21 protein-coding genes are annotated in these 19,038 nt (G+C 72.2%); 14 read left to right on the forward strand and 7 right to left on the reverse strand.

Annotated features, from left to right (window positions below; genetic code table 11):
* Positions 1 to 16 precede the first annotated feature (16 nt).
* Entirely contained in the window at positions 17 to 1,081 is a 1,065-nt protein-coding gene (locus ACJ73U_RS05250; RefSeq protein ID WP_407776373.1) for a peptidoglycan-binding domain-containing protein, read from the reverse strand.
* The gene (locus ACJ73U_RS05255; RefSeq protein WP_407776374.1) at positions 1,078 to 1,578 is read right to left on the reverse strand and encodes a hypothetical protein; all 501 of its coding nucleotides are present in this window, start codon (positions 1,576 to 1,578) and stop codon (positions 1,078 to 1,080) included. Before ACJ73U_RS05255 ends, ACJ73U_RS05250 begins: the two co-directional genes overlap by 4 nt.
* 87 nt (positions 1,579 to 1,665) lie before the next feature.
* Here ACJ73U_RS05255 and ACJ73U_RS05260 point away from each other — a divergent pair, with 87 nt between their 5' ends.
* Both ACJ73U_RS05260 and ACJ73U_RS05265 read left to right on the forward strand, forming a co-directional pair.
* Entirely contained in the window at positions 1,666 to 2,316 is a 651-nt protein-coding gene (locus tag ACJ73U_RS05260; protein WP_407776375.1) for a response regulator transcription factor, read from the forward strand.
* Entirely contained in the window at positions 2,313 to 3,425 is a 1,113-nt protein-coding gene (locus ACJ73U_RS05265; RefSeq protein WP_407776376.1) for an ATP-binding protein, read from the forward strand. Before ACJ73U_RS05260 ends, ACJ73U_RS05265 begins: the two co-directional genes overlap by 4 nt.
* Positions 3,426 to 3,716: 291 nt before the next feature.
* On the opposite strand, the gene ACJ73U_RS05270 is transcribed toward ACJ73U_RS05265, so the two are convergent.
* Positions 3,717 to 4,658: an NADP-dependent oxidoreductase gene (locus ACJ73U_RS05270; protein WP_407776377.1), complete on the reverse strand. Its 942-nt coding sequence runs from the start codon at positions 4,656 to 4,658 to the stop codon at positions 3,717 to 3,719.
* Between the two features lie 50 nt (positions 4,659 to 4,708).
* On the opposite strand from ACJ73U_RS05270, the gene ACJ73U_RS05275 reads away from it, so the two are divergent.
* Complete coding sequence (locus ACJ73U_RS05275) at positions 4,709 to 5,326, forward strand: TetR/AcrR family transcriptional regulator (RefSeq protein ID WP_407776378.1); 618 nt, start codon at positions 4,709 to 4,711, stop codon at positions 5,324 to 5,326.
* 136 nt (positions 5,327 to 5,462) lie between these two features.
* Here the strand turns inward: ACJ73U_RS05275 and ACJ73U_RS05280 are convergent, their stop codons facing one another.
* The 3 genes from ACJ73U_RS05280 to ACJ73U_RS05290 are packed head-to-tail and all read right to left on the reverse strand — an operon-like array spanning position 5,463 to position 7,770.
* A complete protein-coding gene (locus ACJ73U_RS05280) occupies positions 5,463 to 5,705 on the reverse strand; it encodes a lipoyl domain-containing protein (protein ID WP_407776379.1) in 243 nt (80 codons plus the stop codon).
* 14 nt (positions 5,706 to 5,719) lie between these two features.
* The gene (locus ACJ73U_RS05285; RefSeq protein WP_407776380.1) at positions 5,720 to 6,742 is read right to left on the reverse strand and encodes an alpha-ketoacid dehydrogenase subunit beta; all 1,023 of its coding nucleotides are present in this window, start codon (positions 6,740 to 6,742) and stop codon (positions 5,720 to 5,722) included.
* The gene (locus ACJ73U_RS05290) at positions 6,739 to 7,770 is read right to left on the reverse strand and encodes a thiamine pyrophosphate-dependent dehydrogenase E1 component subunit alpha (protein WP_407776381.1); all 1,032 of its coding nucleotides are present in this window, start codon (positions 7,768 to 7,770) and stop codon (positions 6,739 to 6,741) included. Before ACJ73U_RS05290 ends, ACJ73U_RS05285 begins: the two co-directional genes overlap by 4 nt.
* Before the next feature lie 158 nt (positions 7,771 to 7,928).
* Here ACJ73U_RS05290 and ribB point away from each other — a divergent pair, with 158 nt between their 5' ends.
* From ribB to ACJ73U_RS05345, 11 genes are all read left to right on the forward strand, one after another.
* Positions 7,929 to 9,167 carry a 3,4-dihydroxy-2-butanone-4-phosphate synthase gene (gene ribB / locus ACJ73U_RS05295; RefSeq protein ID WP_407776382.1) on the forward strand — a complete coding sequence of 413 codons (1,239 nt, stop codon included), beginning with the start codon at positions 7,929 to 7,931 and terminating at the stop codon, positions 9,165 to 9,167.
* Positions 9,168 to 9,172: 5 nt separating this feature from the next.
* The gene (locus ACJ73U_RS05300; protein ID WP_407776393.1) at positions 9,173 to 9,682 is read left to right on the forward strand and encodes a flavin reductase family protein; all 510 of its coding nucleotides are present in this window, start codon (positions 9,173 to 9,175) and stop codon (positions 9,680 to 9,682) included.
* Positions 9,683 to 9,689: 7 nt separating this feature from the next.
* Positions 9,690 to 10,796 carry an LLM class flavin-dependent oxidoreductase gene (locus tag ACJ73U_RS05305; RefSeq protein WP_407776383.1) on the forward strand — a complete coding sequence of 369 codons (1,107 nt, stop codon included), beginning with the start codon at positions 9,690 to 9,692 and terminating at the stop codon, positions 10,794 to 10,796.
* Positions 10,793 to 11,677: an SMP-30/gluconolactonase/LRE family protein gene (locus tag ACJ73U_RS05310; protein ID WP_407776384.1), complete on the forward strand. Its 885-nt coding sequence runs from the start codon at positions 10,793 to 10,795 to the stop codon at positions 11,675 to 11,677. Before ACJ73U_RS05305 ends, ACJ73U_RS05310 begins: the two co-directional genes overlap by 4 nt.
* Positions 11,674 to 12,759: an LLM class flavin-dependent oxidoreductase gene (locus ACJ73U_RS05315; protein ID WP_407776385.1), complete on the forward strand. Its 1,086-nt coding sequence runs from the start codon at positions 11,674 to 11,676 to the stop codon at positions 12,757 to 12,759. The genes ACJ73U_RS05310 and ACJ73U_RS05315 overlap by 4 nt, the downstream gene beginning before the upstream one ends.
* A 27-nt stretch (positions 12,760 to 12,786) precedes the next feature.
* Entirely contained in the window at positions 12,787 to 14,328 is a 1,542-nt protein-coding gene (locus ACJ73U_RS05320; RefSeq protein WP_407776386.1) for a class I adenylate-forming enzyme family protein, read from the forward strand.
* Positions 14,329 to 14,384: 56 nt separating this feature from the next.
* The gene (locus ACJ73U_RS05325; protein WP_407776387.1) at positions 14,385 to 15,071 is read left to right on the forward strand and encodes a TetR/AcrR family transcriptional regulator; all 687 of its coding nucleotides are present in this window, start codon (positions 14,385 to 14,387) and stop codon (positions 15,069 to 15,071) included.
* 459 nt (positions 15,072 to 15,530) lie between these two features.
* Positions 15,531 to 16,253, forward strand: coding sequence for an SDR family NAD(P)-dependent oxidoreductase (locus ACJ73U_RS05330; protein ID WP_407776388.1), 723 nt, complete (start codon positions 15,531 to 15,533; stop codon positions 16,251 to 16,253).
* Positions 16,250 to 17,038 carry an SDR family NAD(P)-dependent oxidoreductase gene (locus tag ACJ73U_RS05335; RefSeq protein ID WP_407776389.1) on the forward strand — a complete coding sequence of 263 codons (789 nt, stop codon included), beginning with the start codon at positions 16,250 to 16,252 and terminating at the stop codon, positions 17,036 to 17,038. Before ACJ73U_RS05330 ends, ACJ73U_RS05335 begins: the two co-directional genes overlap by 4 nt.
* Before the next feature lie 9 nt (positions 17,039 to 17,047).
* Positions 17,048 to 17,938 carry a hydroxymethylglutaryl-CoA lyase gene (locus ACJ73U_RS05340; RefSeq protein WP_407776390.1) on the forward strand — a complete coding sequence of 297 codons (891 nt, stop codon included), beginning with the start codon at positions 17,048 to 17,050 and terminating at the stop codon, positions 17,936 to 17,938.
* Positions 17,935 to 18,714 (forward strand): LLM class flavin-dependent oxidoreductase, encoded by a 780-nt coding sequence (locus ACJ73U_RS05345; protein ID WP_407776391.1) that lies wholly within the window; start codon positions 17,935 to 17,937, stop codon positions 18,712 to 18,714. Before ACJ73U_RS05340 ends, ACJ73U_RS05345 begins: the two co-directional genes overlap by 4 nt.
* Here ACJ73U_RS05345 and ACJ73U_RS05350 read toward each other — a convergent pair.
* Positions 18,707 to 19,038 (reverse strand): aldo/keto reductase (locus tag ACJ73U_RS05350; protein WP_407776392.1); only part of this gene is annotated, 332 nt, incomplete at its 5' end. The genes ACJ73U_RS05345 and ACJ73U_RS05350 overlap by 8 nt on opposite strands.

Consider the following 19,038-nt stretch of genomic DNA (forward strand, 5'->3'; position numbering starts at 1 on the left):
GCTCCGCAAGCTCCGCTCACAGGTCGGGCACCTCCACTCGCATCCCCTCCGCCACGCCCGCGACCTCCACCCGGTTCGACGTGATCAACCCCGTGGTCACCGGCACGGTCCGGCGCCGGCCAGCCACCACCACGACCACCGCATAGCCGCCGTCGGCGTCCAGCGTCAGCGCCTCGATCGGCACGCTCAGCACGTCGTGGCGGGCCTCGCCGGGGAACTCGACCGTCACCGGGCCCTCGAACACCCCGCCCAGCGCGGACTCCGGGCTCGTCACCGTGATGTCCACGCCGATCGTCTGCTGCTGGGTCGCGGTGGGCTGCTGCTGCTGCCCGGTGTCCGAGGCCGCCGTCGCCGTAGTGCCGACCGCCGTGACCTGCCCGTCCACGGCCGTCCCGCCGAACAGCGACACCCGCACCGCACCGCCGACGACGGCGAGAGCCCGGTACCGGCGGTCCAGCTCCACCCGCACGCCGTGGCCGGTGCCCGTCGCCGTGGCCACGACCGTGCCAGGACTCAGCACCTCGCCGATGACCGGCGCCACCGACTCGATCCGCACGGCGGCGGGCGCGACGACCGCGGCACCCGCGTTGACCACGCCCGTCTCCGGCAGGTCGAGGGCCTTCTGCCAGCGCTTCACCGCGGCCGCCGTGCCCGAGGAGAACGTCGAGTCCACGGTGAACCCGCCGTAGCCGAGCGCGGCGAGGTTCTGCTCCAGCAGCAGCACGTCCGCGCCCGTGGCGCCGGCGGACAGGGGCCGGTACAGCGGCACGTCCCCGAAGAACAGCACCACCGGCCGCGCCTCGACGGCCAGCAGGCGCTGCCCCCGGTCGACCACCTGGCCAGGCGCCGGGACGGCGGTGACCGTGCCGGACAGCTGCGCGACCAGTTGGTAGCTGCCCGCGTACCCCAGCTCGCCGGACTGGCGCACCGACGTCGTCAGGTCGCCCCTGGTCACGGGCGCGGTCGGCAGCGGCCGAGTCGCCGCGGGCGCCGCGGTCTGGTCGCGGGTGGCCCACAGGAACACCGCGCCGCCCGCCGCGACCACCACGGCGATCAGCACCACGACGATCGTGCGCCTCACTTCGCTCCCTTCTTGGCCGTGGGCGACTCCAGCAGTTGCTTCCACTCCTCGGGCACCTTGTCCGCGCACGCCTGCGCCGCCGGCTCCCACACCGCCGAGTCGAACGCGGTCTTCGGGATCTCGAGGGGCCGGTCGGGCACCGGGTCGGGGAAGTCGATGCCCTGCTCGCGCATGCACCGTGCGAACGGCAGCAGCGCGGACGTGTCGGTCGGCTTCCTGACCGTCTTGCCCGCCGCGGCCAGGGCCGCGTTGAGCGGCTCGGCGCAGGTCCGCCGCGCCGCGTCGAAGTCCGGGTCCTTGACCGCGCCCCGCATCTGTCCGAAGTGCGGCAGCCCCTCGTCGTCGAACGTCGGGTCCGGCATCTGGAAACCTTTGTCCCGCATGCACTTCACGAAGTCCATGGCCGCCTTGGCCACGTCGTCGTCACTCTGGTCCGCCGCGGTCTGCCCGCCGCACCCGGCGAGCACGAGCGCCAGCAACACGATCAGTCGTCTCATGCGGGCAAGGCTCGCGGAGAGCGGTTCAACGGAGCGTGTGCGAAACTCTTGAAGCTTTCTTGATGTCCGGTCGTGTGTACTGGGGGCATGCGCGTGCTGGTCGTCGAGGACGACGCCGTGCTGGCCGAGACCGTCGCGAAGGGACTCCGCCGGCACGCGATGAGCGTCGACGTGGCCCTGAACGGGCAGGAGGCGCTCGATCGCGCCACGGTGACGAGCTACGACGTGGTGGTGCTCGACCGCGACCTGCCCGGCGTGCCCGGGGACGAGGTGTGCCGGGCGCTGACCGGCGACCGGACCAGGATCCTCATGCTGACCGGCGCCACCACCGTCCGCGACCGGGTGACCGGCCTGAACCTGGGCGCCGACGACTACCTCGGCAAGCCGTTCGCGTTCGACGAGCTGGTCGCGCGCGTGCACGCGCTGTTGCGCCGCTCCGCCCCGGCCCGTGCGCCGGTCGTCGCCCGCGCCGGCATCACGCTGGACCCGGCGCAGCGGCTGGTCCTCCGGGACGGGCAGCTGATCCGGTTGGCGCGCAAGGAGTTCGCGGTGCTGTACGAACTGATGGCCGCCGACGGCGCGGTGGTCAGCGCCGAGGAACTGCTGGAACGGGCGTGGGACGAGCACGCCGACCCGTTCTCCAACAGCATGCGCACGACGATGGCGACGCTGCGCAAGAAGCTCGGCGACCCGCCGGTCATCGCGACGGTGGTCGGCGCCGGGTACCGGATCCCGTGAAACTGACCGCTCGGCTGCGCCTCACCCTGCTGTACGCGGGGCTCATCGCACTGTCCGGCACGGCGGTCGCCGCGTTGATCATCGTGCTGTCGTTCCTGCCCGTGCGCGAGGCGAACTCGGCGCAGAAGGCCAGCCTCCCCACGGTGGTGAAGAAGGAGCTGCCGAAGCTGACGCAGAAGGAGAAGGAGATCACCGAGCAGGCGGAGGCGGCCAAGGCGCAGGCACGCGCCGAACTGCGCAAGCGCCTGATCGGGGGCGCGGCCGTCGGCGTCGGTGTGCTCACGCTGCTCTCCGGCGGGCTCGGCTGGCACGTCGCCGGTCGGGTGCTGCGGCCCGTGCACACCGTGTCCGGCACCGCGCGGCGGCTGTCCGAACAGAACCTGCACGAGCGGATCCCCGTGTCCGGCCCGAACGACGAGATGCGGGAGCTGGCCGAGACGTTCAACGCGATGCTGGCCCGACTGCAGCGGTCCTTCGAGGCGCAGAGCCGGTTCGCGGCCAACGCCTCGCACGAGCTGCGTGGACCGCTGACCACGCAACGGGCCCTGGTCGAGGTGGCGGCCGGCGGCCCGTCGGCGAGCGAGGACCTCCGTGAGCTGGCGGCGTCGCTACATCCCGTGCTGGCCAGGCAGGAGCGGATGGTCGACGGCCTGCTCGCGCTGGCCTGGAGCGAGCACGGCACGTCGACCGTCGAGGCGGTCCGGCTCGACACGCTGGTCCACACCTGCCTGGACCGCCTCGAACTCGACGGCCTGACCGTGTCGGCCGAGCTGGCCCCGACGCCCGCGCTCGGCGACCCGGTACTGCTGGAACTGCTGGTGGACAACCTGGTCCGCAACGCGGTCCGCCACAACGTGCCGAACGGGCAGTTGTGGCTCACGACCGCGGACCGCACCCTGGTCGTGGCGAACACCGGCCGGCCGGTCAGCGCCGACCGCCTGACGGAGCTGGTGGAACCGTTCCGCCGCGGCAACCGCGACCGAGTAGGGGAGGGCACGGGTCTGGGCCTGGCGATCGTCACCGCGGTCGCCGCCGCGCACCACGCGGAGGTCTCGCTGACCCCGCGGGAGGGTGGTGGCATCCGGGTCAGCGTGGAGTTCCCGCCCTAGATCGAACTTGTGAAGATCATGTGAAGTGGGCCCGGCCATGTCGAACAGGGGAAGGCCCGCGCTGACGAGCGGTCACCACCGGACGGCCGCGTTCGGCACCGATGGGGAGAGCGGTCGTGCCGACGAGGCCCTTCCTCGTCGGGTCCACGTCGGCGCGTTGCTGGCCGCGCCGTGTATGCCGTCTTCCTGCTCGTGTTGGCGGCAGGTGCACTCTCGGCGGAACACGCCATCGCCGCACGCCGGTCCCGGACAGCGCCTCCCCGAATACCGCGGGGTCGAGCCGTAACCCGGTCAGTTGACCAGCACGATCCTGCCCGGGGCGTGCGGGCTCTCGCTCAGCTCGTGGGCGGCCGCGACGTCGGCGAGGGGGAACGCCGCCGCGATCGGTATCCGCAGCCGGCCCTGCCCGGCGAGTTCGATCGCGACGCCGAGGCCGTGCAGGGCCATCGGATCGCGGCCACCGACGGGAGTGTCGTCGCCGCCGGCCGTGTGTGACAGGTGGACACCGTGTTCGGCCGCCGCGAAGTCGGCGATCGTCACCACGTGTTTCGGGTCGCCGGCGATGGCGATCAGGTCGGGCAGTGCTCCTCGCGCGCAGTCGAACACCGCGTCCACGCCGTTCGGCGCCAGCGCGCGGACCCGGTCGACGAGCCCCGGCCCGTAGGTCGTCGGCACCACGCCGAGGGAACGCAGGAAGTCGTGGTTGTGCGCACTGCCCGTGCCGATCACGGTGGCGCCGCGGGCCGCCGCGAACTGGACCGCGATGGTGCCCGTCGCACCGGCCGCGCCCTGCACCAGCACGGTGTCCCCGTCGCCGACGCCGAGCAGGTCGAGCACCCGGGTGGACGTCTCGGCGCCGCCCGTGATCGCGCCGGCCTCCGCCCAGCTCCACGCCGCCGGTTTCGGCGCCCAGACGGCCAGGACCGCGTGGTCGGCGTTGGCGCTCCGCGTGGCCAGATCGGTCATGCCGAACACCTCGTCACCGACGGCGACACCTGTGACGCCCTCGCCGACCTCGTCCACGACACCCGCGGCGTCGACCCCGGTCCGGCACGGGAACGTCGTGGGCAGCACGTCACGCCAGACCCCGGAGCGGACGTGGACCTCTCCCGCCGAGATCCCGGACGCCCGGACGGCGATGCGGATCTGTCCCGGGCCGGCGTGCGGCTCCTCGACCTCGGCCACGTGCACGACGCTCGGTGGCCCGTACTCGGTGAACTGAACGACTCTCATGTGGTCGAACGTAAGCGGCGCACCCCGTCCGCCTGGCTAAAGTGAGAGTGGTGACGGCCCAGATGATTCACAACCTGCGCTCGGACGCCAGCGACAACCGCGCGCGCATCCTCGCGGCCGCCCGCGCCGCCTTCGCCGCCGACGGGCTCGACGTGCCGGTCCGGGAGATCGCCCGGCGCGCACAGGTGAGCGCCGCGACCGTCTACCGGCGGTTCCCGACCAAGGAGGCGCTGTTCACCGAGGCCTTCGCCGAGCAGCTGACCCTGTGCTCGTCGATCGTCGAGGAGGGGTTCGCGGCGGCCGACCCGTGGCACGGGTTGAGCCTCGTGGTCGAGAAGCTCCTGGAGGCCAACGCCCGCGACCGGGGCATGCGTACGTTGCTCTCGCGGCTCTCCCAGACGGTCGACTTCACCGCCGACCGCCGCCGGACACTGCGCATGGTGCTGGACCTCATCCGCCGCGCGAAAGACGCGGGCGACCTGCGGCCCGACATCGTGCTGGAGGACATCGTCCTCGCGATCATGGCCAACGACGGCATCCAGGCCGACTCACCGGGGACCCGGGCGGCGGCGTCCCGCCGCTTCGCCGCCCTCATGCTCCAGTCCTTCCGGGCCAACCCCGTCCCCGCACCGCTGCCGCCGGCCGTCCGCCTGCTACCCGCTCCCTAGCCCGCCTCCCCGGATTTTCATGTGTGGGTTGCGTCCGATGTAGGTGCGGAGGTGGATTGTGGTCGGCCGCCGTCACGTTCCCCCGAGGTAGCTGTTGATCGGGTGGAGACCTCGCGCGAAGATCCACGGGCAGGCCTCAGTTCGCCTCGATCACGCACAGCAGGTCGCGGACCTCGATCACGTCGCCGCTGTCGCCCCGCAGCTCGCGGACGGTGCCTGCGTACGGGGCCGTGATGACCTGGCGGGCCTTCTCCGCCTCGATCTCGACCAGGTCCGCGCCCTCGGCGACCTCCTCGCCGTCCGCCACGTACCAGTCGACGATCTCCGCGTCGCTCATGCCCATCGACAGCTGGGGGAGCCTGACCTCGTGTCGCGCCACCGTGTTCGTTCCCTTCAGATCAGTGTGCGGCGCACGGCCGCGACGACCTTGTCCCTGGTGGGGTAGATCTGCTTCTCCAGTGCCGGGCTGAACGGCACGTGTATGTCGTCCGTCGTCACGCGCACGACCGGGCCGCGCAGGTCGGCGAAGCAGTCCTCGGCGACGCGGGCCGCGATCTCGCTCGCCGCGCTGCACGTCCGGTTCGCCGGGTCGACGACGACCAGCCGGCCGGTGCGGGACACGGACTCGAGAATCGTCGGCCAGTCCATCGGCACGAGCGTGCGCGGGTCGATGACCTCGACGCTCACCCCGTCCGACGCCAGTTCCGCCGCGGCCTCCACCGCCAGGTACGAGCCCAGCCCGATGCCGACGACCGTCACGTCCGTGCCCGTCCGGCGCACGGCCGCCGAACCCAGCGGCACGACGTGCCCCTCCGGGGGGATCGGCCCGCGACCCTTGCGGCCCCACAGGTTCGCGTCCTCGAAGCACAGCACCGGGTTGTCGTCGCGGATCGCGGACTTCAGCAGTCCCAACAGGTCCGGCGCCGTGGACGGCAGGATGATCTTCAGGCCCGGCACGTTCATGAACATCGGGTACGGGCGGTCGGCGTGGTGCCCGGCCGTGCCGCCGTGGTAGTACAGCGCGGCGCGCACGACCACCGGCAGCGTCGCCTGCCCGCCGAACATGTACCGCGCCTTCGCGAGCTGCGAGACGAACTGGTCCATGGCCCCGAACACGAAGCTCGCCACCGTCAGGTCGATGATCGGCCGCAGCCCGGCCATCGCCGCGCCCGCCGCGACACCGATGGAACCCGCCTCGGCCAGGGGGAGGTCGCGCACGCGCGACGGCCCGAAGGTCTCCAGCGCGCCCGCGGCCGCGCCGAACACGTTGGCCCGCAGGTCCTGTCCCATGAGGATGACCCTGTCGTCACGCGCCATCTCCTCGGTCTGCGCCCGGTTGATGGCCTGCAGGAAACCCAGCTGCTTCGCGCGGGTGGCGGTCGTGCGCGCCACCGGTTCGCTCGCGAGCTCGCTCACGCGGACACCTCCGACGGTGCGTAGAGATCGGTGTAGGCCGCCTCGGGCGGCGGGAACGGCGAGGCCTTCGCGAACTCGACGGCGGCGTCCACTTCGGACTGGACCTCGTCCCGGACCGCGTCCAGCTCGTCGGAGGTGGCAACGCCCCAGGCGACCAGCCGCTCTTGGAAGAGCCGCACGGGGTCGAGCGTCTCGAACCAGGAGTCCACGACGGACTGGTCGCGGTACTGCTGGGGCACGGTCAACCCGTAGGCGTGTTCGTGGAACCGGTAGGTCTTGGCCTCGACCAGGCTCGGTCCCTCCCCGGCCCGCGCCCGGCGCACCGCCTCGACCGTCGCCCGGTACACCGCGAGGACGTCCTGGCCGTCCACGGTCACTCCCGGCATCGAGTACCCGGCGGCCCGCATCGAGACGTCGGGCACCGACAGCGACTCCTCGGCCGTGACGCTCACCGCGTACCCGTTGTTCTCGCAGAAGTAGACGACCGGCAGCCGCCAGATGCTCGCCATGTTCATGGACTCGTGCAGCACGCCCTCGCTGGCCGCGCCGTCGCCGAAGAAGCACAGCGCCACCTGGCCGGACCCGCGGACCTGCGCGGCGAGCGCCGCGCCGGTGGCGACCGGGATGGCCGAGCCGACGATGCCGGACTCGCCGAGGCTGCCGACCGAGAAGTCGGCCAGGTGCATGCTGCCGCCCTTGCCGCCGCAGACCCCCGTCGCCTTGCCGAGCAGCTCGGCCATCAGCGCGTCGAGGCGGGCGCCCTTCGCGATGGGGTGGCCGTGGGAGCGGTGGTTCCCGGTCATGTAGTCGGACGTCTCGGTCGCGAGGCAGGCGCCCACCACCGCGGCCTCCTGCCCGATCGACAGGTGGACCATCGCCGGCAGCTCGCCCGCGTGGAAGAGCGCGACGGTCGCCTCCTCGAACAACCGGACGCGCTGCATCCGCCGCATCATCTCCAGTGCCAGTGCGTGCCCCCGCGAACCGCCGAACTCGGTGGGCGGGGCGGTGGACCCGGTGCTGACGGTCATGTGCTGGACCCCTCGTCGTCAGTGACACAGATCGGGTGCGTGCCGCCAATCTAGGTCGCCACCTGGGACGATGGCAATAGTCAACGTAAGCGTTGACGTAGGAAACTCGGCGGGTTACCGTCAGCGTCAACGCAAGCGATGACGCAAGGAGTCGCGTGATGGCCAGCAACTTGCACGACGCACTCGACGCCGTGACCCACGGCGAGTTCGTGGTCGTGGTGGACGCGAAGGACCGCGAGAACGAGGCGGACCTCGTCCTCGCCGCCAGGCACATGACGCCGGAGAAGATGGCGTTCCTGCTGCGGCACTGCTCCGGGATCGTGTGCGTGCCGATGACCGCCGAGCGGGCCGACGCCCTCGACCTGCCGCTCATGGTCGCCGCCAACACCGAGCGGCACAGCACCGCCTTCACGGTCACCGTGGACGCGCTCGAGGGCACCACGACGGGTGTCTCGGCGAGCGACCGGGCGGTCACCGCCCGCAAGCTGGCCGACCCGAACTCAGGGCCGGCCGACTTCGCCCGGCCCGGCCACATGTTCCCGCTGCGCGCCCACGCCGACGGCGTCCTCGGGCGCACCGGGCACACGGAGGCCGCGGTCGACCTCGGGGTCATGGCCGGCATCGAGCCGGTGATGGTGATCTGCGAGCTGACCAAGGCGGACGGTGGCATGGTCGGCGGTGCCGACGTCGCGGAGTTCGCCCGCCGCTACGACCTGCCGGTCGTCGAGATCCGCGACATCGTGGCCGCCCGGGAGCGCGAGCGCGAGGTGCCGAGCATCCCGCTGCCCACCGCCTACGGTGAGTTCACCGCGACCCTCACGACGGACGGCGCCGGCACCGAGCACCTCGTGCTCGCGCTCGGCGACCTGTCCGGTCCGGAGCCGGTGCTCGTGCGGGTGCACTCCGAGTGCGCGACCGGTGACCTGTTCGGCTCGCTGCGGTGCGACTGCGGCGAGCAGCTGCGCTCCGGGTTGCGGGCGATCGCCGACGCCGGCCGGGGCGTGCTCGTCTACGAGCGCGGCCACGAGGGCCGGGGGATCGGGCTCGCCGAGAAGTTCCGCGCCTACGCGCTGCAGGACCGCGGTGCCGACACCGTCGACGCGAACCTGCGCCTCGGCCACCCGGCCGACGCCCGCGACTTCGCGCCGGCCGCCCGGGTGCTGCGCGACCTCGGGCTCACGGACGTCGTGCTGCTGACGAACAACCCGGACAAGGTGCGCGCGCTGCGTGCCGCCGGGCTGCGGGTGAGTGTCCGTCCACTGCGGACCGAGCCGGCGCCCGAGAACGTCCACTATCTCCACACCAAGCAGGTCCGGCTCGGCCACGACCTCGCGCTCGACGCACCGGGTGGCGAGTTCCGGCGGACCGGGACCACGGATGGACGGGAGCCGTGGTGACCACGATGCAGCAGGACGTGACCCCGGACCGTTTCCGCCATGTGATGCGCCACATCCCCACCGGGGTCGTGGTGGTGGCGGCCGCCACCGAGAACGGACCCGTCGGACTGGCCGTCGGCTCGTTCGTGTCCGTGTCCCTGACCCCGCCGCTCGTGGGCTTCTTCGTGGCCCACGCGTCGACGACCTGGCCGGTGATCGAGCCGCTCGGCCGGTTCACGATCAACGTCCTCGGCGAGGACGACGAGGCGACCTGCCGGGCCTTCGCGACCTCCGGCGGGAACAAGTTCGCCGGCGTCACCTGGCACCCGTCCCCGATGGGCTCGCCGGTGCTGGACACCGCGCTCGCGTGGTTCGACTGCACCGCCCACTCGGTCACCGACGCGGGCGACCACCGGTTCGTCCTCGCCGACGTGCACGACCTGTCGGTCCGCTCCGCCGGGCGCCCGCTGGTCTTCTGCCACGGCACCTACCAGCGGTTGGGTGACCGGCCGCCAGTCCAACACGGAAGGGTCTGAACCCCAGATGCGAGTCGGATACACCACGATCTTCCAGGGCGGCGGCGACGCGAACGACGACCAGCGCGTCTACACCGACGAACTGGCCCTGTGCGACCTCGCCGAGCCGCTCGGCTTCGAGATGCTGTGGGGCGTCGAGCACCACTTCACGAGCTACACCATGTGCCCCGACCCCGTGCAGTTCCTGTCCTACATGGCCGGTCGCACCTCGAAGATCCTCCTCGGCTCCGGCGCGGTGATCCTGCCGTGGCACGACCCGGTGCGGGTGGCCGAACAGGTTACGATGCTGGACCTCATGTCCGGCGGCCGGTTCATCTTCGGCATGGGCCGCGGCCTCGGGCGCATCGAGTTCGAGGGCCTGCGGATCCCCATGGACGAGTCGCGGGCGCGGTTCGTCGAGTCGGCCGAGATCGTCCTGCGCGCGCTGGAGACGGGCGTGCTGGAGGCGGACGGCGAGTACTACCGGATCCCGAGGCGCAACCTGCGGCCCAAGCCGGTGAAGTCGTTCCGCAACCGCCTGTACGCGGCGGCCGTGTCGCCCGAGTCGGTGCGGATCATGGCGGACGTGGGTGCCGGCATCCTCATCAACCCCCAGAAGGACTGGGCGGAGGTGTCCGCCGACATGCGTACCTACCGGGCGCAGTTCCGCGAGCTGAAGGGCATCGACGCGCCGGCCCCGATGGTCACCGGCTGGGTGTGCTGCGACCCGGACCCGGTCAAGGCCAGGGACATGGCGCAGGAGTACATCGGCGCCTACTACGAGTCGGTGATGTCCCACTACGAGCTCGGCGGTCGCCACTTCGCGAACACGCAGGGCTACGAGTACTACCGCAACCTCGCGTCCTACATCCAGAACAAGGGCTCGTCCAAGGTCGTCGACAACTTCATCGAGCTGCAGATCTACGGCACGCCCGACCAGTGCCACGAGCGCATCATGGACATCCGGTCCAAGGTGGGCAACGACGGCTTCAACGCGGTCTGCTCGTTCTCCGGGATGAGCCACGAGATGGCCGAGGCCAACATGCGGCTGTTCGCGGCCGAGGTCATGCCGCGGCTCAAGGCGCTCCCGCCGGTGGACTTCGCCGACCTGGACGCGGTGGAGGCGACGGCGTGACCCGAGCGAGGACCGTCGCGGACGGACTCCGCTTCCCCGAGGGGCCGAGCTGGTTGGGCGACGGCTCGCTCGCGGTCGTCGAGATGAAGGGCGAGGCCGTCAGCCGGGTCGCGCAGGACGGGACCGTCACGGTCCTGGGCGACTGCGGCGGCGGCCCCAACGGCAGCGCGCGGGGTGCGGCGGGCGAGGTGTACGTCGCCAACAACGGCGGGCTGTCCGCGGAGGGCACCGGCTACTGGCACGCCCCCCGCGAGTTCGACGGCCGCGTCCAGCGGGTCGACCCGGACGGCACGGTCACCACGGTCGGCGGCGAGCTGCCCGGCGAGACCCCGCACCGGCCGAACGACCTGTGCTTCGGTCCCGACGGCACCCTGTACGTCACCGACAGCGCCAACTGGGAGGACCTGCGCAACATCAGGCCGGGCCGCGTCGTGGCCATCGGCCCCGACGGCACCCAGCTCGGGCACGTCGAGATCCCGGCCATGCCCAACGGTGTCGCGTTCGGCCCGGACGGGCGGCTCTACCTGAGCCAGTCGCTCACCCGCAAGGTGCTCGCGTTCGAGGTCAGCGGCGGCGAGTTCGGCGTGCCGCAGCAGATCCTCAAGCTGCCCTCGGGCATGCCGGACGGGTTCGCCTTCGACGGCGACGGCCTGCTGTACGTGTGCGGCAGCATCGGTAACGCCGTCCACGTGTACGCCGACGGTGAGCTGAAGGAGTCCATCGAGACCGGCGAGGGCACCCAGCCGACCAACGCCTGCGTTGGCGCGGACGGCCAGCTGTATGTCACGTTGGGACTGACGGGGCAGCTCGTCGCCTACGACCTCGGGCTCACCCCGCCCACCACCGTCCACACCGGATCGATCGCTGGAGGCGCCGCGTGAAGCTCGCCCTGATGTACGAGCTGCCCGTGCCCCGGCCGTGGGGCCCGGAGTCCGCCTACAACGCCTTCGAGAACACCCTCCAGCAGATCGAGCTGGCCGACCGGCTCGGCTTCCACAGCGTGTGGACGGTCGAGCACCACTTCCTCGACCAGTACTCGTTCTCCTCGGCCCCCGGCGTGCTCTACGGCGCCATCGCCGCCCGCACGGAGAACATCCGCATCGGCCACGGCGTGCGCCTGCTGCCCTTCCCGTACAACCACCCCGTGCGGGCGGCCGAGGCGGCGGCCACGGTGGACATCCTGTCCAAGGGGCGCCTGGAGTTCGGCACCGGCCGGTCGGGCACCCGCAAGGAGATCGAGGGCTTCGGCATCAGCCCGCCGGACACCCGGCCGATGTGGGAGGAGGCCCTCGACGTCATCGTCGGCTGCTGGACCGAGGAGGAGTTCAGCTGGGACGGCGAGTTCTTCAAGCTGCCGCCGCGCGGCGTGGTGCCCAAGCCGATGCAGGCGCCGCACCCGCCGATCTGGGGCGCCAGCTCCAGCGCCGACAGCCACGAGATCATCGGCCGCAAGGGGCTGGGCCTGCTGTCCTTCTCCGTGGCGATCCCGCCGGAGGGGCTGACCAAGCGGATCGGCCGCTACCGCGACGGCATGGCCGAGGTGCGGCCGGTCGGCAAGTTCGTCAACAACCGGATCGCGACGTTCGCGCAGGCCCACTGCGCCGAGACGACCACCGAGGCGCACGACGACGCGCGGGAGGCGTTCCCCTGGTACATCCAGACGTCGCTCGAACAGATCGCGGAGCTGGGCGCCTGGCAGGAGGGCACGAACCTCGGCAGCTACGAGTACGCCCGCAAGCTGCTGGGCGGCATGCGGCTGACCGACCTGACGTTCGACTACCTCGTCGACAACGACACCGTCCTGTGTGGAGACCCGGACCACTTCGTGTCCATGTGCCGACGCTACGAAGCGGTCGGCGTCGACATCCTGCTGCTGCTCGTGCAGTCGTACAACATCCCGCACGAGAAGGTCATGCGCTCCATCGAACTGATCGGCACCGAGGTAATGCCGAAGCTCTCCTGACCCTTTCGCTCATTCCCGGGGTGAACAATGGCAGTCCAGAACTCGCGCATCGCGGACTGGATCCGCATCAACGCCAGCACGGTGCCCAACCGGGCCTGCTTCGTCACCGACACCGACACGTACACGTTCCGGGAGGTCAACAGCCGGGTCAACCGCCTCGCCTGGCACCTGCGGCGGATGGGGGTGGCGAAGGGCGACCGGGTGGCGCTGTTCGCCACCGACTCGCCGCGGTACGTGGAGACCCTGCTCGCGTGCATGAAGCTCGGCGCGGTGTACGTGCCGCTGAACTTCCGCCTCGCGGCACCCGAGCTGCGGGTGCTGCTGTCCACCGCGGAGGCGAAGGTGCTGTTCTTCTCCGACCGGTACACCGACATGGTCCGCGGCCTCGACCTGCCGTGCCTGAAGGTGACGGTCAGCTACGACTCGGCGTCCGGGGACGAGTCGTACGAGAACCTGGTCGAGACCGGTGAGGACGTGGAGATCGACACCCCGGTGGCCGACGACGAGCTGGTGTGCCTCGCGTTCACCAGCGGCACGACCGCCCTGCCCAAGGGCGTCATGCACTCCCAGCGCATGGCCAAGCACATGGTCACGCAGTGCATCGTCGAGCGCAGGATGACCAACATCTCCTTCCACTACTCGGCCGCGCCGCTGTTCCACGTCGGCGGCATGCTCTACACGCTGTCGGGTGTCGCGCGTGGACACACGTCGCTGGTGCTGCCGGCGTTCGACCCGAAGACCGTCGCGCACTGGATGGCCAACCGCGGCCTCGACGGCGTGTTCCTCGTGCCGACCATGATCGACACCCTGCTGCACGAGCCCGCCGTGATCCAGGGCGACTTCTCCAGGCTCGGCTCCATCGGCTACGGCGCCGCGCCCATGTCCCCGTCGCTGCTGCGGCGGGCCATGGACCGCTTCCACTGCGACTTCATGAACATGTTCGGCGCGGGCACCGAGGCCGGCCTGCAGACCGTCCTCACCCCCGAGGACCACCGGCTGGCGCTGGCCGGTCGGGAACACCTGCTCGGCTCGATCGGCAAGGCGGGCATGGGCGTGGTGCTGCGCCTGTGCGACCCCGGCGACGGCACCGAGCTCAACGACGTGCCCGACGGCGCGGTCGGCGAGATCGTCACCCGCTCCGACGCGGTCATGTCCGGCTACCTCGGCCAACCCGAGGAGACGGCGAAGGTGATCGTGGACGGCTGGTTCCGCGGCGGGGACATGGCCTGGCGCGACTCCGACGGCTACCTGTACCTGTCCGGCCGCAAGAAGGACATGATCATCCGGGGCGGCGAGAACATCTACCCGCTGGAGATCGAGGACGTGCTGGGCCGCTACCCGGGCGTCCGCGAGGTCGCCGTCGTCGGGGTGCCGGACGACCACTGGGGCGAGGTCGTGCGGGCGCACATCATCCTCGAGGCGGGCGCGGCGCTCGACGAGGAGGCGGTGCGGGCGTACTGCCGCGACCGGCTCGCCGGGTACAAGGTGCCGGCACTGTTCCGCGTGGACACGGACTTTCCGCGCAACGCCAGCGGGAAAGTCCTCAAGCGCGAACTCCGTGCGGTCTAGGGTGGCTACAGACGCCACCCACGGGTGTCACCGACCGCGAGGGAGTTCGATCGGAGTTGGCCGCACCACGTCAACGCCGCACCGCCACCGCTTCGACGGCGGCGGAACCGGCCAGCGACATCGCCCGCAGGCGGATGGAACGCCGGGCCGCGAGCGGCCGCCGGTCGGACGCCCGGTGGGAGGAGATTCTCGCCGGCGCCGGCCGGGTGTTCGCCCGCCTCGGCTACGGCCGCTCCACTCTGGAGGACGTCGCGGGCGAGGTCGGCATCCGCAGGGCCACCCTGTACTACTACGTGGGCACCAAGGAGGAGCTGCTCGTCGGGTTGCTGCACGACCCGATCGAGACCATGCGCACGCGCCTCGAGGAGGTGGCCGCGCTGCCGGTGCCCGCCCCGGAGCGACTGGAACGGGCGCTGCGCGAGTACGTCCGGACCATGGCCGAACTGCCCGAACTGTTCATCTTCATGGGCGAGAACGTGCACCAGGTCATGTCCGGGCCGGAGGCCGACCACATCCGCGCCAACGCCGACCGCTACGGCCGGGTGCTGGCGCAGGTGATCCAGTCCGGGGCGGCGGCGGGGGAGTTCCGCACGGACATCGACCCGTCGGTCGCCGTGCTCGGCATCATCGGCATGTTCAACTGGATGCACCGCTGGTACAACCCGAACGGCTCCCGCAAGCTGGAGGAGTTCGGCGACGTCTTCATCGAGATGGCCCTGTCCTCGCTGGCCCCCCAGTCGTAGGGGCACACGCGCCGACCGGGCTGCCTCCGCGGCGACCCGGCGGTGAGCGGCGGCGGCGGCAACCCGGCGGCGAGCGGCGGCGGGCGCCGCGTGCCCGGCCCGCGCAGCGGGCCACCCGCTGCGGCGGCGAGCAGACCGCGGTGATCACCGGGGAAGACAGCCTCAACGTCCTGAACGCGCCTTTTCGTGGCACCTGGCATGCGCCTTTCAGAGCATTGGCCCCCGGTCGGAACGCGACTTGCGGGGTGCCGGTGTGAGCCGCCAGGTCGGGTTCGTGACCGGGGGTGGTCGGGGGGTCCGTGCGATGTCGGTTCGTGGGTTGGTGTCGGTGGGGTTGGTGATTGGGTGTGGTTGGGGGGTTGGTGTGGTGTCGGTTCGTGGGTTGGTGTTGGTGGTTGTGGGTTGGGTTTTGTGTGTTGTTTGGTGGGGGGGTGTGGTGTGAGTCGGCGGGTGGCGTTGGTGACCGGGGGTGGTCGGGGGATCGGTGCGGCGACGGCGGTGCGGCTGGCCCGGTCCGGCGTCGCCGTGGTGGTGGCGGATCGCGACGCCGAGGCGGCGCGTGCGGTGGCCGGGCGGATCTGGACGACCGGTGGCGAGGCGTTGCCGGTCGAGGTGGACGTCGCGCACACCGACCAGGTCGAGGCGGCCGTCGAGCGGGCGGTGAGCTGGGGCGGCGGGCTGCACCTGGCCTACAACAACGCGGGCGTGCCGGGGGTTCGTGCCCCGCTGGCCGAGTACCCGGACGACGTGTTCTGGCGGGTCCAGCGGGTGAACGTCGGCGGGGTGCTCGCCTGCATGCGCGCCGAGCTGCGGCACATGCTCGCCGGCGGCGGTGGGGCGATCGTGAACGCCGCGTCGGGTGCCGGGATCGGCGGAGTGGCGTCGTCGGCCGCCTATGTGGCGAGCAAGCACGCCGTGGTGGGGCTGACCAAGACCGCGGCGGTGGAGTACGCCGCCCGGGGGATCCGGGTCAACGCCGTCGCGCCGGGCCTGGTGCGGACCGCGCTGGTCGAGGGCCTGGCGGACTCGGCGTTCGCGGCGGCGCACCCGGCCGGGCGGGCCGCCGAGCCCGAGGAGGTGGCGGAGGCCGTGTGGTGGCTCCTGGAAGGCGCGCCGTTCGTGACCGGCGCGGTCCTCACCGTGGACGGTGGCCTGCTCGCCCAGGTGCCGGGGCTGTCATGACCGCCGCCCCGCGGCCCGACGACTGCCGCGTGCTGCCACCCCGGGCGCTGGCCGGCCGTACCGCGCTGGTGACCGGGGCCGGGTCGGGGATCGGGCGTGCCGTGGCCCTGCGGCTCGTCGAGCTGGGTGCCTCGGTCGTCGGGGTGGGCCGCCGAGTTGAGTTGCTCTATGAGACCCGGTCATTGGCCGGGGAACGGTTCCGACACCACCCGCTCGACATCCGGGACCGGGCGGCCGCGGCCGCGTTCGTCGAGGCGCTCGGACCGCTCGACCTGCTCGTCAACAACGCCGGCGGGCAGTTCGTCGCGGCGGCCTCGACGATCTCCCGGCGTGGGTTCGACGCCGTCGTCGACCTCAACCTCACCGCCCTGAGCGCGCTGGTGCGGGCCGCGCGGCCCGGGCTCGCCGCGCGGCGCGGGCGGGTGGTGAACCTGTCGCTGTCCGCGCCGGAACGGGGGATCGCCGGCCTCGCCCACTCGGCCGCCGCCCGCGCGGGGGTCGCCGCGCTCACCAGGGCCCTGGCCCGCGAGTGGGCGCCGGAGGGGATCCGCCTGTTCTGCCTCGCGCCCGGCACCGTGCTCACCGCCGGGGTCGGGGAGGAGCTGCCGGCCGACGTGCTGGCCCGCGTCGTCGCGACCACGCCGCTCGGCCGGGACACCACTCTCGCCGAGGTGGCCGAGTGGGTCGCCGCTCTGGGCAGTGGCGTCGGGGACGCGGTGAGCGGGGCGTTCATCGAGTTGGACGGCGGCTCCGGGCTCGTCTCGGCCGCGTCACTGACCGGGTAGGGAGCGGACATGGTCGAGATCGTCGAGGTGTCGCCGCGCGACGGGCTGCAGAACGAGGAGAAGGCGCTGTCCACGGCCGAGAAGCTGGAGCTGGTCGAACGGGCGGCCCGCACCGGCGTGCGGCGGATCGAGGTGACCTCCTTCGTCCGCCCCGACCGGGTGCCGCAGCTCACCGACGCTGCCGAGGTCGCCACGGCCCTCACCAGGAACGGCGACGGGGGCATCGCCTACAGCGCCCTCGTGCTCAACGCCAAGGGCTACGACCGCGCGGTCGCGGCCGGCATCCGCGAGGTCACCACGCTCGTGCTCGCCACCGAGACCTTCAGCGACCGCAACCAGGGCATGACCACCGGCGAAGCCGTCGAGACCGCCCGCTGGATCCGCGAGCGGGCCCGGCGGGACGGGGTCACGGTCGCGGTCACCATCGGCGCCGCGTTCGGCTGCCCGTTCGAGGGCGAGGTGCCCGACGCCCGGTTCGCCGAGGTGGCGGCCCGCGTCGCCGACCTCGGCGCCGACGAGGTGTGCCTGGCCGACACCATCGGCGTCGCGGTGCCCTCGGACGTCGAGGCCCGCTTCGGGGTCCTGCGCGGGCTGACGGACGCCCCCATGCGCGTGCACCTCCACGACACCCGCAACACCGGGGTCGCCAACGCGGTCGCCGCCGTGCGCAGCGGGGTCGCGGCGCTGGACGCCAGCCTCGGCGGGATCGGCGGCTGCCCGTTCGCCCCCGGCGCGTCCGGCAACGTGGCCACCGAGGACCTCGTGTACACGCTGCACCGCATGGGCCACGACACCGGCCTGGACCTGGCCGCGACCATCGAGCAGGCGACCTGGGTGACCGGCCGCCTCGGCGTGCCGGTCTCGGGCCGGCTCGCCACCGTGGGTGGTTTTCCCCGATGACCCACGTGCTGCTGATCCCGAACGTGGGCTGGCCGCGGCTGCTCGCCCGCGCCAGGCGGCTCGAGGAGCTGGGGGTGGAGACGGTGTGGGTCGACGACCACGCCCTCAACCCCGCCCACCCGGCACAACCGTGGCTCGACGCCTGGAGCGTCCTGTCGGCCCTGGCGGCGGCCACGTCCCGGCTCCGGCTCGGCCCGCTCGTCGCCAACGGCGTGCTCCGCGCACCCGCGGTGCTGGCCAGGCACGCCCTGTCGGTGGACCACATCTCGGGTGGCCGGCTCGAGCTGGGCCTCGGCGCCGGCTACGCGGCGAGCGACCACGCGGCCGCCGGCACGACCCCGCGCCCGGACCGCCTGGCCGAGCTGGTCACCACCGTGGCTGCGGCGCTGCGGGAGGAGCCGGCGATCGACGGCTACCCGCCACTCGCCCCGGTCGAGCGCCGCATCCCGCTGACCATCGCCGCCCACGGCCGCCGCGCACTCCACGTCGCCGCCCGGTACGCCGACCGCTGGGTCTCCTACGGCGGCTTCGGCCTCGACACCGCCACCCACCTGGCCGTGACCGCGGAGCGGATCGCGGTCCTCGACGAGGCGAGCGCGGGGCGAAAGGTGCGCCGCATGCTGCTGGCCGGCAGCCCGGCCGTGACCGCCGAACCCATCTGGCGGTCCGTCGCCGCCGTGACCGACTTCGTCGGCCGCTACCGGGAGCTGGGCATCGACGAGTTCACCTTCTACTACCAGGACAGCGCGGTGTTCGAGGACTACCTGACTACCTGACCTGGTCCAGCGCCGCCCAGAGCACGTCGGGCACCGGCCGGGCCATCAGCGCGAGGTTGTCCCGCACCTCCCCCGGGGAGCGCATGCCGACCACCACCTGGCGGACCGCCTTGTGCCGCAGCGGGAACTGCAGCGCCGCCTGCGGGAGCCGCACCCCGTGCTCGCGGCACACCCGCGCCATCCGGCGCACCCGTTCCAGGACCTTGTCGGGCACCTGCCCGTACAGGTAGCGCGAGTTCTGGTCCGGCTCGTCGCGTGCCAGCAGGCCCGTGTCGAACGGGGCCGCCGCCAGCACGTCCACCCCGGCCCCGGCGCACTCGTTCA

The sequence above is a fragment of the Actinophytocola sp. genome, assembly GCF_045807065.1.
Lineage (GTDB): Bacteria > Actinomycetota > Actinomycetes > Mycobacteriales > Pseudonocardiaceae > Actinophytocola.